Annotated in this window: 14 protein-coding genes and 6 pseudogenes; 9 read left to right on the top strand and 11 right to left on the bottom strand. The window is 71.1% G+C overall.

Annotated features, from left to right (window positions below):
• Positions 1-26: 26 nt before the first annotated feature.
• Positions 27-263: pseudogene (locus HDC93_RS16910) on the bottom strand (long-chain fatty acid--CoA ligase); the annotation flags it as partial.
• Between the two features lies 1 nt (position 264).
• On the opposite strand from HDC93_RS16910, the pseudogene HDC93_RS16905 reads away from it, so the two are divergent.
• Positions 265-564 (top strand): annotated as a pseudogene (locus HDC93_RS16905) (acyl-CoA dehydrogenase family protein); the annotation flags it as partial.
• Here the strand turns inward: HDC93_RS16905 and HDC93_RS16900 are convergent.
• Positions 561-1,604 (bottom strand): sugar ABC transporter permease, encoded by a 1,044-nt coding sequence (locus HDC93_RS16900; RefSeq protein ID WP_185011611.1) that lies wholly within the window; start codon positions 1,602-1,604, stop codon positions 561-563. The pseudogene HDC93_RS16905 and the gene HDC93_RS16900 overlap by 4 nt on opposite strands.
• A gap of 85 nt (positions 1,605-1,689) precedes the next feature.
• On the opposite strand from HDC93_RS16900, the gene HDC93_RS16895 reads away from it, so the two are divergent.
• Together HDC93_RS16895 and HDC93_RS16890 are read left to right on the top strand one after the other, a co-directional pair.
• On the top strand, positions 1,690-2,097 hold the full coding sequence (locus tag HDC93_RS16895) for a hypothetical protein (RefSeq protein WP_398985318.1): 408 nt from the start codon (positions 1,690-1,692) through the stop codon (positions 2,095-2,097).
• A 617-nt stretch (positions 2,098-2,714) separates the two neighbouring features.
• On the top strand, positions 2,715-2,888 hold the full coding sequence (locus HDC93_RS16890; RefSeq protein ID WP_260419596.1) for a hypothetical protein: 174 nt from the start codon (positions 2,715-2,717) through the stop codon (positions 2,886-2,888).
• A 55-nt stretch (positions 2,889-2,943) separates the two neighbouring features.
• Here the strand turns inward: HDC93_RS16890 and HDC93_RS16885 are convergent, their stop codons facing one another.
• Positions 2,944-4,449, bottom strand: coding sequence for a SulP family inorganic anion transporter (locus HDC93_RS16885; protein WP_185011609.1), 1,506 nt, complete (start codon positions 4,447-4,449; stop codon positions 2,944-2,946).
• Positions 4,450-4,850: 401 nt separating this feature from the next.
• Here HDC93_RS16885 and HDC93_RS16880 point away from each other — a divergent pair, with 401 nt between their 5' ends.
• From HDC93_RS16880 to HDC93_RS38400, 5 genes and pseudogenes are all read left to right on the top strand, one after another.
• Entirely contained in the window at positions 4,851-5,267 is a 417-nt protein-coding gene (locus HDC93_RS16880) for a MerR family transcriptional regulator (RefSeq protein WP_185011607.1), read from the top strand.
• 110 nt (positions 5,268-5,377) lie between these two features.
• Positions 5,378-5,470: pseudogene (locus tag HDC93_RS38405) on the top strand (transcriptional regulator); the annotation flags it as partial.
• A gap of 12 nt (positions 5,471-5,482) precedes the next feature.
• Positions 5,483-6,186: pseudogene (locus tag HDC93_RS16875) on the top strand (cation transporter).
• A 579-nt stretch (positions 6,187-6,765) separates the two neighbouring features.
• Positions 6,766-7,047: a metal-sensitive transcriptional regulator gene (locus tag HDC93_RS16870; RefSeq protein ID WP_010358257.1), complete on the top strand. Its 282-nt coding sequence runs from the start codon at positions 6,766-6,768 to the stop codon at positions 7,045-7,047.
• A 120-nt stretch (positions 7,048-7,167) separates the two neighbouring features.
• Positions 7,168-7,461: pseudogene (locus tag HDC93_RS38400) on the top strand (DsbA family protein); the annotation flags it as partial.
• Positions 7,462-7,627: 166 nt separating this feature from the next.
• Here HDC93_RS38400 and HDC93_RS16860 read toward each other — a convergent pair.
• The 4 genes from HDC93_RS16860 to HDC93_RS16845 form a co-directional block, all read right to left on the bottom strand.
• The gene (locus tag HDC93_RS16860; protein WP_185011604.1) at positions 7,628-8,203 is read right to left on the bottom strand and encodes a rhodanese-like domain-containing protein; all 576 of its coding nucleotides are present in this window, start codon (positions 8,201-8,203) and stop codon (positions 7,628-7,630) included.
• A 137-nt stretch (positions 8,204-8,340) separates the two neighbouring features.
• Complete coding sequence (locus HDC93_RS16855) at positions 8,341-9,084, bottom strand: sulfite exporter TauE/SafE family protein (protein WP_185011602.1); 744 nt, start codon at positions 9,082-9,084, stop codon at positions 8,341-8,343.
• Positions 9,081-9,446, bottom strand: coding sequence for a rhodanese-like domain-containing protein (locus tag HDC93_RS16850; protein WP_185011600.1), 366 nt, complete (start codon positions 9,444-9,446; stop codon positions 9,081-9,083). Before HDC93_RS16850 ends, HDC93_RS16855 begins: the two co-directional genes overlap by 4 nt.
• A 35-nt stretch (positions 9,447-9,481) precedes the next feature.
• Entirely contained in the window at positions 9,482-10,846 is a 1,365-nt protein-coding gene (locus HDC93_RS16845) for an MBL fold metallo-hydrolase (protein ID WP_185011598.1), read from the bottom strand.
• A gap of 176 nt (positions 10,847-11,022) precedes the next feature.
• Here HDC93_RS16845 and HDC93_RS16840 point away from each other — a divergent pair, with 176 nt between their 5' ends.
• Positions 11,023-11,409 (top strand): DUF302 domain-containing protein, encoded by a 387-nt coding sequence (locus HDC93_RS16840; protein ID WP_185011596.1) that lies wholly within the window; start codon positions 11,023-11,025, stop codon positions 11,407-11,409.
• Positions 11,410-11,552: 143 nt separating this feature from the next.
• Here HDC93_RS16840 and HDC93_RS38395 read toward each other — a convergent pair.
• The 4 genes and pseudogenes from HDC93_RS38395 to HDC93_RS39695 all read right to left on the bottom strand — a co-directional run.
• A pseudogene (locus HDC93_RS38395) lies at positions 11,553-11,986 on the bottom strand (MFS transporter); the annotation flags it as partial.
• A 126-nt stretch (positions 11,987-12,112) separates the two neighbouring features.
• Complete coding sequence (locus HDC93_RS16835) at positions 12,113-12,595, bottom strand: STAS domain-containing protein (protein WP_185011595.1); 483 nt, start codon at positions 12,593-12,595, stop codon at positions 12,113-12,115.
• Between the two features lie 8 nt (positions 12,596-12,603).
• Positions 12,604-14,064, bottom strand: coding sequence for a PP2C family protein-serine/threonine phosphatase (locus tag HDC93_RS16830; protein WP_185011592.1), 1,461 nt, complete (start codon positions 14,062-14,064; stop codon positions 12,604-12,606).
• A 93-nt stretch (positions 14,065-14,157) separates the two neighbouring features.
• On the bottom strand, positions 14,158-14,550 hold the full coding sequence (locus HDC93_RS39695) for a DDE-type integrase/transposase/recombinase (RefSeq protein ID WP_398985358.1): 393 nt from the start codon (positions 14,548-14,550) through the stop codon (positions 14,158-14,160).
• Between the last annotated feature and the right edge of the window lie 2 nt (positions 14,551-14,552).

The following is a 14,552-nucleotide window of genomic DNA, read 5'->3' as shown; positions in this document are numbered from 1 at the left end:
GGGCGGCCTTTGCGCACACTCCCGAGTCAGCCCGCCGATGCCAGGGGGCGCTTCTCCTCCGCGTCGGTGGTGCACCGTTCCCGCAGCGCCGCCCGGTCCGGCTTGCCGGCCGGGGTCAGCGGCAACTCCGCCAGTATCAGGAGCCGTTCAGGGTGCTTGCGACGCTCCAGGCCACGAGTGTCGAGATGGGCGCCCAACGTCCCCAGCGTGAGCGCCGCGTCCTCCCGCGGCACGACGCAGGCCGCGAGCCGCTCGCCCATCAGTGTCTTCGAGTCGCTGCTCGCGCTGCGCACGACGCGGCCTCTCGTCCACGAGGCCGTGTCCCGGCTGGACGCGCGCGGCGATGCCCATGTGGACGTCGGCCTGGCCAAGGTCGCCGCGGCGCGCACGCTGCACCTGGTGGCCGACGCGGCCATCCAGGTCCACGGCGCGGCGGGCCTCGGCCCGGACACCGCGCTGCCGGCCCTCTTCCGCACCGGCCGCGCGGCCCGCATCCTCGACGGCCCGGAGGAGCTGCACATCACGTCGGTGGCGCGGCGCGTGCTGCGTACGGCTCCCGCCTAACCGACATCGGTGCTCACGTGGCCCGTGAGCACCGCCAGGGCGTACGCCATGAAGAAGTCGCCCCAGACGAGTTCGTGTCGGACGGCTGTTCCGGCCGTCAGGTCGTAACAGCCGTCCAGGAGACGGCCGTCGGGCGTCAGATGGCCGCCGGCCAGCTCTTCGAGGACGGCGACGGCACGGTCCCGGAAACCCAGCCGGAGCAGCGCCAGGGCGGTGACGGCGGCCGCCGAGGTGTCGCGAGGGCCGCCGGGGTGCGCGGCGTCGGCCGGTGGCACGAGATGGCTGGGCATCAACGCGTCGACGTACCCGGAGAATTCGTCGCCGCCCGGCAGACGCGCCGCCTCGGCGAGGGCGAGCAGCAGCCACGCAGGTCCCCGGCTCCAGCCCGGCGGCGGATCGGCACGAGCGGTCCAGCCGGCCCCTTGGGTGTGCTGCCACGACCAGCGGGGCAGCCGTTCTCTCAGGTACAGGTCGACATGGAGCCGCAGATGGGAGCGGGCCGCCTCCGCATCGACGGTGGCCAGCAACGGTACCATGCCGGGCACACCGTCGACGCGGGCCAGCAGCCGCGGCCCTCCGAACGCCGAGCCCCACGGCACCAGGCCCAGTTCCGGGTCGAAGTCGTCCAGGCAGGCCCGGGCCGCCCGGTATCGCAGATCCAGGTCGTCGTCGGCGAGGGCGGTGCCGTACCAGAAGATCAGTCCGCGGGTGGCGGTGTCCGCCTCGGCCCAGTCGGCCAGCCGGGCCGTGCACGCCCGTGCGGCCTCACGGTCGGAGGGGTCCCCAGAGCCCCGGGCGCGCAGCCACAGCAGCCCCGCCCAGAAGCCGCCGGTCCAGGAGCCGCGCGCGGTCGTTGTCCAGGTACCGCTGTCCGGGTCCGCGTAGAGGGGGAACCGACCGCCGGTCCCGGCGCGGGTGACGGCGACCCGGTCCAGGAGGGAGGCGAGGGCCGGGGCGGCCCACGCGGGAGCCGTGGTCAGCCCGAGTGGCGCCCTGCGTTCCTCCGGCGGGCGCGAACTCTCGTTCGTGCGCGCACTCATGACCGCACGCCTGTCCCGCGCTCCCGGGCGGCCCACAGCAGCGCCACCGCCCCGGCCCCCGCGAACTCGGCCGTCACTGGACCACATGGCGTCGACGGCTCACATGGGGCACACCATGGACTCCATGGCCCACGGCGGTCCCCCCATGCGGTCGATGGACTCCACGCACGCCATGAGTTCCATGGACTCCCTGCCGGCGACGGGACACACCATGGGCGGGATGTCCTCCACGGGCATGCTCGCCGCCCACCTGCTGGCCGCACTGCTGTGCGGCCTGTGGCTCGCACACGGTGAACGCGCGGCCTTCCGCATGCTGCGGGCCGTCGCCGGATGGCTCGCAGCACCGCTCCTGTTGCCGCTCAGTCTGCCCGCGCCACCGCACCGCCCGCGCATCCGCGCTCGCCGCAGCCGCGCGGCCCGCCTGCCGCTCCGGCTGCTCCTCGCGTCAACGATCACCTCTCGGGGCCCGCCCGCGGGGACCGCTGTCCTCTGAGACGGCCGGTTCCCGACCACCGTCGCGGGCGCCCAGCGCCCGGGCGGCTCGGGCAACGGGTGACGCCGCCGAGCGCGCGTACGCCCTCCGGATCACAGCTCAGCATCTCCGGTGTGGGGTGAGGCGTCGGCGGCGGATGTAGGCGCTGAACGACTCGTCCAGACTCGCGAAGGCCCGCTGCAGGGTGCGTACGGAACGCGATCGCCACCATGCGCGACATCAAGGAGCACTGCGTCTCGATCGGTCCTGCGCGGCTGAGGCCAGATGGACGACAGGGGCCGTGATCGGCGCGCGTAGGGGCCGCGAACCACTCGCAGGGTCACTCGGATGGCCCACGCAACCATGGGGCGAACGAGCAGCCCTAACCCATTCGGACGATGCTGGGGACAGGCCGATAGGAATCCTCTTCTCCGCAAGCACCCGTGATCACAGCTCCGGTGGGAGGCAGCGTGATCGTGATAGCTCTGCTGGTGCCGGTTGCGCTCGCCGCCATGATGTTCGCGCTGGACGCGTGGGAGGACTTCCTGTTTCCGCCCTCACCTGGGCCACCCCCTGCACAGAACGAGATGCCAGGTCCTTCCGCAGACGGCGAGACGCCTTGACGGATGGGACGGAGGGTGACGAAACCCGTGGTCGACGCCGGCGGCGTGGTTCTCGAAGCGCCGCACGAGACCCGGTTCGGCCCGGGCGTCGCGGCGTACGTGTGCACGGTGCAGGACCCGGAGGGCGATCTGTCGACCTTCGGCACCTACCGCGGCCCTCCACCGGAGCAGAGCGTCAGGGCGAGATGAGCGGATTCCGGCCTGGTGGGCCGGGATCCCGTGCCGCGGAGGTGTGGCGCGAGCGTCAGTGGCTGCCGGCGAGTTCGCCGGTGAGCTTGCCGTGGAGCTCGGCGCTGAGGTCGTTCAGGCCGGTGATCTCCACCGTCTTGCCGCGCTGCTTGTACTTGGTCTCGATCGCGTCGAGGGCGGCGACGGAGGAGGCGTCCCAGATGTGGGCGGAGGAGAGGTCGACCACGACCTTCTCGGGGTCGTTCGCGTAGTCGAACTGGCCGACGAGGTCGTTGGAGGAGGCGAAGAACAGCTCACCCGTGACTTGGTAGACGACCGTGCTGCCGTCGGGGTCGGTGACGGCGGTGACCTGGGCGAGGTGGGCCACGCGCCTGGCGAAGACGACCATGGCGGTGATCGTGCCGATGACGACGCCGATGGCGAGGTTGTGGGTGGCGACCACCGCGGTCACGGTGACGACCATCACGGCGATCTCCCCTGCGGGCATCCGCTTGAGGGTCTTGGGCGCGATGGAGTGCCAGTCGAAGGTCGCGAAGGAGACCATGACCATGACGGCGACCAGTGCGGCCATGGGGATGTCGGAGACGACCGGGCCGAAGGCGATGCACAGCACCATCAGGAAGGAGCCGGCGAGGAAGGTGGACAGTCGGGTGCGGGCACCGGACACCTTCACGTTGATCATGGTCTGGCCGATCATGGCGCAGCCCCCCATGCCGCCGAAGAAGCCGGTGACGATGTTGGCGATGCCCTGGCCGATGGACTCGCGGGTCTTGGAGGAGTGGGTGTCGGTGATGTCGTCGACCAGCTTGGCGGTCATCAGGGACTCCATCAGGCCGACCAGCGCCATCGCGAACCCGTACGGGGCGATCGTCGTCAGGGTGTCCAGGGTGAACGGCACGTCCGGCAGGCCGGGAACGGGAAGGGAGGACGGCAGGGCGCCCTTGTCGCCTACGGTCGGTACCGCGATACCGGCCGCGATCGTGATGGCGGTGAGGATGACGATCGAGACGAGCGGGGCCGGGATCACCTTGGTGACCTTCGGGAAGAACACCATCAGCGCGAGGCCGCCGATGATCAGCGGGTACACCGGCCAGGGCACGTCGTGCAGCTCCGGCACCTGGGCCATGAAGATCAGGATCGCCAGGGCGTTGACGAACCCGACCATCACGGAGCGCGGCACGAAACGCATCAGCTTCGCCACCCCGAGCGCGCCGAGCATGACTTGGATGACTCCGGCGAGGATGACGGCGGCGATCAGGTAGCCCAGGCCGTGCTCACGGTTCAGGGGGGCGATCACGAGGGCGACGGCGCCGGTGGCGGCGGAGATCATCGCGCGTCGGCCGCCGACGATCGAGATGACCACGGCCATCGTGAACGAGGCGAACAGGCCGATCGCGGGGTCGACCCCGGCGATGATCGAGAAGGAGATCGCTTCGGGGATCAGCGCAAGGGCGACGACCAGGCCGGCGAGGACCTCAGTGCGCCAGACCTTCGGGTTGTTCAGCCAGTCCGGCTTGAGGCCGCGCAGCCGCGCGGCGGGAGTCACAGCAGCAGAAGACAAGGAGATGCGTACCTGTCGTGCTCGGGCACGCCCGTACGGTCAGTGGGGCGTGCGGGAAGGACGCGCGAGGGCCGGGCCGGTGCCCCGCGGACGGCCCGCGGAGCGGGCCTGAAGTCGAGGAGGGACGTGAGGCGGGGCGGCGTGCACGGGCGGCCGGGCGGCTCACATCCGGGAGTGAAGTATCACGGCGGGCAGGCGGCGGCGATCGGCGTCATGGGCTCGCGCACGCTCTCTCCTGCGGAAATCGGATCCTTGCCGGGGGCGCCATCGACCCCGAACGGCAGCAGCGGGGCAGCGGAGTCGCCCTCACCGCCGATGACTCTACCCTAACGTTAGAGTAGGGGTGGCGGAGTCGCACGGGACGTGGCCCCGCCACGAGGGGAAGGGCCAGAGGTACCGGCGTGGACGCCAAGCACATGCAGATCGGCGAGGTCGCCGCGCGGACGGAGCTGTCCCTGCGGACCATCCGGCACTACGAGGAGACCGGCCTGGTCATCCCCTCCGCCCGCTCCCAGGGCGGATTCCGCCTCTACACGGAGTCCGACGTGCAGCGGCTCATGGTCATCCGCCGCATGAAGCCGCTGGGCTTCACCCTGGAGCAGATGCGCGACCTCCTCGACGCCGTCGAACGGCTCGACCATGCAGAGACAGCCGACGGTGCCGAGTGCGAGGCACTCCTGGAGCGGGTGCGCGACTACGAGAGGGACGCCAGCCGCAAGATTGAGGAACTGCGCACCCAGCTGACCCGCGCCGAGGACTTCGCCGCCACCCTCCGCGCCCGCCTGGGCGCCGCGCGCTCGCAGGATGCCTCGGCCTGACCGCCGGTCAGCCGTCGGCACCGCGGGCCGCGCCGGACTCCCGGCAGGGCAGGGCAACGCCTTCGTCACCGAGGTGGCCCACCCAGGATCTATCCATCCCTGAATGGTTCGCCGACGAGCGCCTGGGGCACGCGTTCGACGACCTGAGGGCGGCCGTCGTCTCCGTCGAGACGGACAAGGCCTGCCCGGATGCGGACAAGTAGGGCTGCTGCTGAATGACCGCGATGTCCCTCGGCCTCAGTCCTGCCCGCCGTGACCGGCTCACCCGGCGCATACGCCTGCTCGTCGCCGCGACCATCGCCTACAACGTCATCGAAGCCGTAGTCGCGATCACCGCCGGCGCCCTTGCCTCGTCGACCGCCCTGGTCGGCTTCGGCCTCGACTCCGTCATCGAGGTCTCGTCCGCCACAGCGGTCGCCTGGCAGTTCTCCGCCCGCGATCCCGTCGCCCGCGAGGCCCGCGAGCAGCGCACCCTGCGGATCATCGCCGTATCGTTCTTCGCGCTCGCGGGCTACGTCGTCACCGTCGATGCGGTCCGCGCGTTGACCGACACCGGCGAGGCCGACCACTCGATTCCGGGCATCGTCCTCGCCGCTTCTCTCACTGGCGATCATGCCCTTCCTCTCGGCAGCCCAACGCGGGGCCGGTCGTGAGCTCTGCTCCGCCTCCGCAGTCGCCGAGTCCAAGCAGACCCTGCTGTGCACCTACCTTTCCGCCGTGCTCCTGGTCGGCCTGCTGGCCAACCTGCTGCTCGGCTGGTCCTGGGCCGACCCGGTCGCGGCCCTCGTCATCGCCGTGATCGCCGTCAAGGAAGGCCGCGATGCCTGGCAGGGGAAGGGCTGCTGTACGCCCACCACTCACGTCCCCGCCGAGCACCGCAGCAGCCTGCGGTTGCGGCAAGTGTCGCGACTGCTGCTGACAATGGACCCCGAGGGCGGCCCGGGCACACCGAGCTGCCCTTGCGACACCTGGTGCGCGCCGAACCCGCGCAGGAGGATCACAACGCCGCTCAAGGGCCTCCAGAACCTTCAGCGGCAGGTGAGCCGCCGAACGAAGCGGTGTGGACGATCACGGCGTTCGGCGAAGGACTCGCGGAGCGCATCCGGGCCAGGCTCGGCACGAACTGGCCTTGCGGGGGGCGCGGATCTTCGCCGCCGCGAGGACATCGATACCGGTCTGGCCCGGCGAGCCGAGCGCCTCGACCGCCATCGGAGCGCGGATCCCGAAAACGCCGGCGGACGCCCTCCTGGCCGGTCTGGCTCCACCTGCCGGCGCCACCGACGACACCACTGCCGCGGACATGTGCCGTGGCCGGACCATCACACCGTGAACCTGTTCGCGCCCTCGGTAGGTGTGGCGAACAAGGTGCGGGTGCGGCCCGGGGGATGCGCCTGACCAGGGCGTTCGATATGAGGGAGGCGATGGGGAAATATCCTGTGGCGCGCTGAGGTTTCCCATTCGATAGGGTACCCGTGGGGGTATTTCGAAGGAGTGGACTGTGGAACTCGCGATGGCGGCTGAGGAGCTGAAGACTGTGGTCAACCGGCTGCGCCGGGCACAGGGACAGATCGCAGGTGTGATCAAGATGATCGAGGAGGGGCGGGACTGCGAGGATGTGGTCACGCAACTTGCGGCGGCGTCCCGGGCTCTGGACAAGGCAGGTTTCGCGATCATCGCCACCGGCCTGCAGCACTGCCTGACCGATGCGGACATGGCTGCCTCCGGCGACCGGGAGCAGATGCGTACGCGGCTGGAGAAGCTGTTCCTTTCCCTGGCTTGATCCGTGGCGCTCGACCACCCGCCCGGCTGGTCGGGTGGGGTGATGATCGACACGAAGGCGGCCACGGCCAACAGCGCGAGGGTGGGGTCCGCCGGGCCAACCGGCAGGCGGGAGCCGACGGCGGCCCGTGTCCTGGCCGTAGGGCGGGCGGACGCCCCGGTGGTGATGATCGAGTACTCCGACTTCCAGTGCGCGTTCTGTGGCCAGTTCGCCCGCAAGACCGAGCCCGAGCTGCTGCGCTCGTACGTCGACAAGGGCCTCCTGCGTATCGAGTGGCGCAACTTCTCCGTGTTCGGCGAGGAGTCCGAGCAGGCCGCGCTCGCCGGCTGGGCGGCCGGGCAGCAGAAGAAGTTCTGGGAGTTCCACGACGTCGCCTACAGCAACCCGCGTGAACGCAACGCCGGTGAGTTCAGCGCTGGTCGCACTGCTGATGCTGTTCCGGCCGGCGCGAAGGCGCCAGCCACAGCCGACACCGGAAGAGGAGACGTCCGCGCACGGGTAGCGGGCCGTTGGCCGCATGCCTGGGCATGCGGCCAACGGGGAGGGTTCCGGCTCCGGACCCCTCCCCTTTGAGCGTGGCTCATCGGTTGCGCAGTGCGGCCAGCGTGTTGCCGAGGTCGGTGGCGCGGGGGCGGTTGTGGGGCAGTTTGGCGAGCAGGGCGGCCATGCCGCAGGTGTTGGTCAGGGCGGAGAAGACCAGACCGCCCGCGATGCCGGCGGAGAGCAGCTGGAAGGCGGGGTGGACGACGAGCCCGAGCAGCAGCCCGAGCAGCACGATCACTCCTGCCGTGAGCCTCACCTGCCGTTCCATGCCCCAGGTGGCGCGCGAGGCGCCCTTGGGGCGGTGGAGCTCGTGACCCTCGGCCGCCCAGGCGCCGGTGCCTCCCGCGAGGGTGGCTGCGGAGACGCCGTTCTCCGCGAGGATGCGGCCGGCGTTCTCGGAGCGTGCGCCCGAGGCGCAGACGACCAGGACGTCACCGCGGTCGGCGGCGTACCGGATGTCGGGCAGCGCGCGCTGGATGTGGTCAAGGGGGATGTTGAGCGCGCCGGGGAGGTGGCCGCCGGCGTATTCGCCCGGTGTGCGCACGTCGATGACGGTCAGCTCGTGCAGGCGGGTACGCGCCTCGTCGGTGGCGAGGGTGGTGGGTGTGGCCATGGCAGAGGTCTCCTTGTGTGTCGGATGGTGGTGGAGCTTGTTCTGAAGGGCACCGGACTTGCAGGCGGCCCTTAGACGCGCGGTCGGCCCGAGCGGCTCTCCCGGTCGTTGCCCTGAGCAGTCGGCGCCCCTCGTGTTCAGACGATCACGTCGACGAGCATGAAGGCCGCCACCGCCAGCAGGACGACGGCGAAGATCATCTGGAGGGTGGCGCCGGAGAACCTCGCCGCGAGCCGCTTGCCGTCCCAGGCGCCGAGGATCGCGGCTCCGGTGAAGGGGCCGATGATCTCCCAGTGGAGCCCGCCACCGGTGCCGGTGCGAGCGACGAGCGCGGCCAGCGAGTTGACCGTGATGACGAGCAGGCTGGTGCCCACCGCCCGCCGCATGGCCAGTCCCAGGACGCCCACCAGGGCGGGCACGGCGAGAAACCCCCCACCGACTCCCAGAAAGCCCGTCACGGCGCCCAGCCCGGCACCGGCGCCGGCCGCCTTGCCGGGACGGATGCGGTCCGGCGGCTCGGACGCGGACGGCCGCAGCATACGCAGGGCCGCCAGCGCGGCGATGACCGCGAACGCCGATGTCAGCACCGCTTCGGGTAGGCGCCCGGCGACGGTGCCGGCGAGGAAGGCGGGGACGATGCCCGCAGCGGCGAACAGCGCGCCCGTCTTCCATGCCACGTTTCCGTCACGGGTGTGTGCGTACAGGGCGGTGACGGAGGTGGCGGTGACGATGATCAGGCTGGCGGTGGTGGCGGCGGCCGGGGTGAAGCCGAGCAGGTAGATCAGTGCCGGTACGGCGAGGACGCTGCCACCGCCGCCGAGGGCTCCGAGGGCGAGACCGATGACGGCCCCGGCGACGAGGGCGAGAACGAGTACGGTCACGCTATCCGGCCGCTGTTCCCGCGCTCGTCGACGACCGGATGTCCGGCGGCGGCCCACGCGTTCATGCCGCCCTCGACGTCGACCGCCTGCGCTCCGCGATCGAGGAGGAGCCTGGCCGCCCGCTGGGAGCGGTGTCCGCTGCGGCAGATCACCACCAGCGGTCGCCCCTGCGCCTCGGCCGGCAGGACGCCGTCGGCGACCAGCTTCGTCAGCGGCACGTGGACGGCGCCCGGGGCATGGCCGGCGGTCCATTCGCGCTTCTCACGCACGTCGAGCAGGACCGCGTCGGGCAGATCGCCGCCGGTGCGGCTGCGTGCCTCGTCGACCGTGACGCGCGGCCCGTTTCGGCGAAAGAGGAACATCACACGTTTCCTTCCTTGTGGGGAACGGCCGGGGATCAGCCGGAGGTCAGGGACAGTCCGGCATCCTTCGCGGCGTCGAAGCCGTCGTCGACGGCGACCACATCGCGGCCGGCGGCGTCGAGCAGGGAGGCGGCGATCGCCGCGCGCATCCCGCCGGCGCAGTGCACCCAGACCGTTCCGGGCGGTACTTCGGCGATGCGGCCGTGCAGCTCGTGGATCGGGATGTGGACCGAACCGTCGATGTAGCCACCCGCACGCTCGGAGCCCCGGCGCACGTCCAGCACGACCACCTCGTCCCCTCGCTCACGGACACCGGCAAGGTCGGCGAAGCGGGCGCGGGGGAAGGAAACGAGCCGTTCGCCCTCGCGGACCCAGCCGGCCGGGTCGCCGGTGGCGGCGGCGGCCGGGCGGTCGATGCCCACCCGCGCCAGCTCCCGCTGTGCGTCGGCGATCTGCTCCGGGGTGTCGGCGAGCAGGGTGACGGGCTTGCCCCACGGGATCAGCCAGGCCAGGTAGGTGGCGAGCTTGCCCTCGCCCTCGAAGTTGAACGATCCGGCCACGTGCCCCTCGGCGAAGGCCATCCGGCTGCGCAGGTCGACCACCCACTCGCCCGCGGCCAGCCGGGAGGCGATCTCCTCGGCGTCCGCACGCTCGGGCGGGGTGAGGTTGACCGGTGCGGGGCCCGCGGCGTTGGCCGGACCCATGTGCGCGTAGTAGGCGGGTACGTCGTCCAGGCCGTCGAGCATCTGGGCGACGAAGGCGTCCACGTCCAGGGTCAGCGCGTCATTGGTCTCGCGCTCCTTGCCGATCGTGGTCGCGTCCCCCTCGGCCTGGGAGGAGGAGCAGAAGCTGCCGAACCCGTGGGTGGGCAGCACCTGCACTTCGTCGTCGAGCTCGTCGGCCAGCCGGTGAGCGGAGGCGTGCTGGGCCCGGGCCAGCTGCTCGGTCAGCCGCGGCTCGACCAGATCGGGACGGCCCACAGTGCCGATCAGCAGCGACCCGCCGGTGAACGCCGCCACACCGCGCCCGTTCTCCGCGAGGGCGTAGGAGGTGTGGTGCGGGGTGTGCCCGGGAGTGGCGATGGCGCGCAGCACCAGGCCCTCGTCCACGGTCACGGTGTCGCCGTCGGCGACAGGGGTCCGGTCGAAGGACACGTGTGCCCCGGTAGGCACGAGGTACTGAGCGCCGGTCACGCGGGCCAGCTCCAGGCCGCCGGTGACGTAGTCGTTGTGCACGTGGGTCTCGGCCACGAAGGCGATGCGCACCCCGCGGCGGGCCGCTGCGGCGATGACCTGGTCGATGTCGCGCGGCGGGTCGACGACCACCGCGGCACTGGGTCCGCCGGCCAGATAGCTGCGGTTGCCCAGGCCCTCGAATGTCAGGGTGTCGACAAAGAACACGGCTCATGACTCCTCTCGGACGGCGTACCCCGGGGGGTATTGGACATCTACCCTAACAGGGATACCCGTGGGGGTATTCCATGGTGGAAGGCGCCCGCCTCAAGGCATCCGCTGGTCCCTCGCGGGTACCCGGCGGGGTATAGAGGAATCAGTCGTTCCACACGATGGGAGTGTCCGTGTCCTACGACCGCACCGTCCGCCTCGACACCGACTTCGACACCGCCGTGACCGCCGTACGCAAGGCCCTGGCCGATCAGGGCTTCGGCATCCTCACCGAGATCGACGTCAAGGCCACCCTCAAGGCCAAGCTCGGCCACGACATGGAGGGCTACCTGATCCTCGGCGCCTGCAACCCGCCGCTCGCGCACCAGGCCCTGGAAGCCGACCGCAGCATCGGCCTGCTCCTGCCCTGCAACGTCGTCATCCGCCGAGACGGCGCCACCACGCTCGTCCAGGCCCTCGACCCGGGCACCATGGTCACGCTCACCGGCCTCGACGCCCTCAAGCCCGTCGCCGACGACGCCACCGCCCGACTGGACGCCGCCCTGGATGCCGTCGGCTGATGCGGCCGGGCCGGGCCGATGGTCTGGACCGGACGGTGAGTACGGCGCCCAGGACGTGGCCGAAGGAGATCGAGCGTCCGTTCCCCCGGCGGGGCGGACGCCGGTCACGCGGGCAGGTCGGCTCCCTTGCCCGCCTTGAGGGCGAAGGTCCCGAAGGAGCCGACCAAGACGATGGGCCAGACCAGGTCGGGGGGACCGGCGGCGTACCGCAGGCCCTCGCGCAGCTGTCCCTTCCCGCGCGGGGCGCGCTCGACGGTGTGCAGTTCGCGGCGCCGCGTCAGCGCTCATACAGGTCAGCGGCGCGGCGAAGGAGATGCCGTTGAGGAGGAACTCCCACCCCGTGCCGACACCCGTGATCAGCGGGCCGCGACGGCCGGACCGATCAGCCGGGCGGACTGGAAGTGCGCGGGAGCTGAGGCCGACCGCGCTCCGCAGCAGTTCCGGGCCGACCAGTTCGGAGAGGAAGGACTGGCGTGCGGGGTTGGCGAGCACGGTCGCGAGGCCCACAGCGAACGCGGCGGCGTACACGTGCCAGACGTGGACCCCGGCCGGTCAGAGCGAGGGCGGCGAGCGCGGCTGCCGCCCCGATCACCTGCGGGTGATCGGCGAGATGCCCTGGGGCGCCCGGCACATGACCGGCGCCGAACGCCTTTGGAGGGCCGGTCCCGCTCGCTGGTACGAACCCTCTGGCAGGCCGCCGCGATCAGCTCAGGTCGGCAGCGGGGTTGTGCGCGCTGTCGCAGGCCAAGGGCTCCACCCTGGTCGGTTCACCGGTCCCGCCCCGTGTGGAGGCACCGGTGATCGAGCCGTGCTCGCCGGTGCTGGTCGATCGGCTGTCGGTCATGGCGGTAACTGCCTCTGCGGCGGTGGCATGGACCGGCAGGACCGCGTCGACACCGGTGAGGACGAGCATCCGCATCAGGCGGTCGGGGACGTCCACGAGCCCGATTACGCCGCCCACCGACTGGGTGGCGTGCCAGAGGCCGATGAGCGCGCTGAGGCCGGCGGAGTCGCAGAAGCCGACCCCTGACAGGTCCAGAACCAGGTGCGGACACCCTCGCTCGATGACTCCGGAGGCTTCGCGGCGCAGGGTGTCCGCGGTGCGCGTGTCCACGTCCCCGGCGACTGAGGCGATCGCGAGGTCGGGACGAGGGTGCTGGACAGTCAGGTGCAGCGTGTCGGGCAAGTCGGTCGTCACTCCTGGCCGAAGTGTTCGGGCGCGGCGGCGGTGTGGGCGGTGGCGGCGACACCACCGTCGGGTGTGGTGTCAGGGCGGGGGACGGACAGGGCCAGCAGAGCCACGTCGTCGCCGGCTCCGTCGGGCAGCGAGGCCAGCAGGGTGATGCTGTCCTCGACCAGGGAGGGGGCGGTGACGGGCCCGGTGCGCTGGTGGAGGAAGCCGGTCAGGCCGTCCTCGCCGAGCATGGCGCCCTCGGTGGTGCGGGCTTCGATCAGCCCGTCGGTGTAGAGGAACAGGCTCTCCCCGGCTGTCAGGGAGAACGTGGTCTGGGAGAAGGGCGCCTGCGGGAAGGCGCCGACGAGCATGCCGCCCTTGGGGTGTACGGATCGCACCCCGATGGCGCCGCTGCCGTCGGCGCGCACGTGGTAGGCCGGCGGGTGGCCGCCGGTGGCGACGGTGACGGTGAACCCGCCGTCCTCGTACGGCTCCAGGAGGCCGAAGAGGACGGTGCAGAAGCGGCGGCCGGCGGTGACGTCGGTAAGCAGCATGGTGTTGAGCGCGCTCAGCACGGTGACGGGGTTGGCGTTGATCTGGGCCGCGGTGCGCAGAGTGTGGCGGGCCAGGGCGGTGACGGTCGCCGCCTCGGGTCCTTTGCCGCACACGTCACCGAGGACGAACGCCCACCGGCCGCCGGTGAGGGGGAAGACATCGTAGAAGTCGCCGCCCACGTCGTGCGTGGAGGCGGTGCGGTAGTGGCAGGCCAGTTCCAGGCCCGGCACCACGGGCAGGGCCGGGGGGAGCAAGGTGCGCTGGAGGGTGGAGGCGAACGCGGCGATGGCGGCCTTGTCCTGCTCCGCCTTCTCCCGTGCCGCCCGTTCCGCCTCGGCGTGCCGCCTCTCCGCCTCCCGGCGGGCCTGCTCGTCGCGCAGCGCGCGCAGCGCCGACAGCCGCAACTCCATCTCGTCCAGCACGATCGCGGCGAGATCGGCAAGAGTGGCGGTGTCCGACTCGGTGATCGAGCGCGGCCGGGTGTCGAGGACGTTGACCGTGCCCAGCCGGTGGCCCTCCGGGGTGATGATCGGTGCGGCGGCGTAGAAGCGCACCCCCATATCCCCGGCAACCAGCGGATTGTCCGCTGCAACGGGGTCTTTGAGAGTGTCCGGGATGACCATCGTGTCATCGCGGAGGATCGCCGAGCCGCACAGGCCCGGATCACGGCCGATCTCCGCGACACCCTCCAGACCGTGGGCGGCCTTGAACCAGATGCGGTCGGTGTCCACGATCGTAACGGTGGCCACCGGCACGTCGAAGAGCCGGGCGGCCATCGCCGCCACCCGGTCGAACGCCCCGTCGGGCGGAGTGTCGAGGATGTCGTAGCGGCGCACCGCCGCGATACGGGCCGCCTCCACATCAGGGTCAGGGACCAGCTCGGGGCGGCGCCCGGGAGCCGGGTCGGTGGCCGATGCCTGCTGCATTGTCGGCTTCCTCTCCGTCGATGGGCTGCCGCCGGGAACGACACGAACCGACGCAGCCTATGTCGACCACACGCCCGAACACCAATGCCGTCATCAGCCGGGCTGAGCTGCCCCGAGTTTCGTAGAGTCCGGTCTTGATCGGTTCAGGCAGACTGCGAGGTTTGCTCCTGGCTGCGCCAGAAGGCTTCCTCGTACTCGGCCGACGGCACATAGTCGAGCGCGGAGTGAAGGCGTTCTTCGTTGTACCAGGTGATCCACTGGAAGATCGCCCGTTCGACCGGATACGTATTGCGACCCGCGATCGCTGTGGTGTATCGGTCCGGAGTCCCTCTTGATCCGGCGTGGCCAGAGGGCCATCTCCAGGGCGTCCAGAGGGAGTTCGGTCCGCATGTGGTTCGCGACCTGCCGGCCGACGATCATCCGCGAGTACATGTCCAGGACGAACGCCACATACGCCCACCCCGGCCAGGTGCGGACATACGTCATCT

Source organism: Streptomyces sp. AK010 (genome assembly GCF_014207295.1).
GTDB classification, from domain to species: domain Bacteria; phylum Actinomycetota; class Actinomycetes; order Streptomycetales; family Streptomycetaceae; genus Streptomyces; species Streptomyces massasporeus.
This window is presented reverse-complemented; position numbering and strand designations above follow the sequence as displayed.

Coding starts and splice junctions, on each gene's coding strand:
- HDC93_RS16900 (WP_185011611.1), bottom strand. CDS start 1,604: ATGAGTGCGCGCACGAACGAGAGTTCGCGCCCGCCGGAGGAACGCAGG.
- HDC93_RS39695 (WP_398985358.1), bottom strand. CDS start 14,550: ATGACGTATGTCCGCACCTGGCCGGGGTGGGCGTATGTGGCGTTCGTC.
- HDC93_RS16830 (WP_185011592.1), bottom strand. CDS start 14,064: ATGCAGCAGGCATCGGCCACCGACCCGGCTCCCGGGCGCCGCCCCGAG.
- HDC93_RS16860 (WP_185011604.1), bottom strand. CDS start 8,203: ATGGCCACACCCACCACCCTCGCCACCGACGAGGCGCGTACCCGCCTG.
- HDC93_RS16850 (WP_185011600.1), bottom strand. CDS start 9,446: ATGTTCCTCTTTCGCCGAAACGGGCCGCGCGTCACGGTCGACGAGGCA.
- HDC93_RS16895 (WP_398985318.1), top strand. CDS start 1,690: ATGGCGTCGACGGCTCACATGGGGCACACCATGGACTCCATGGCCCAC.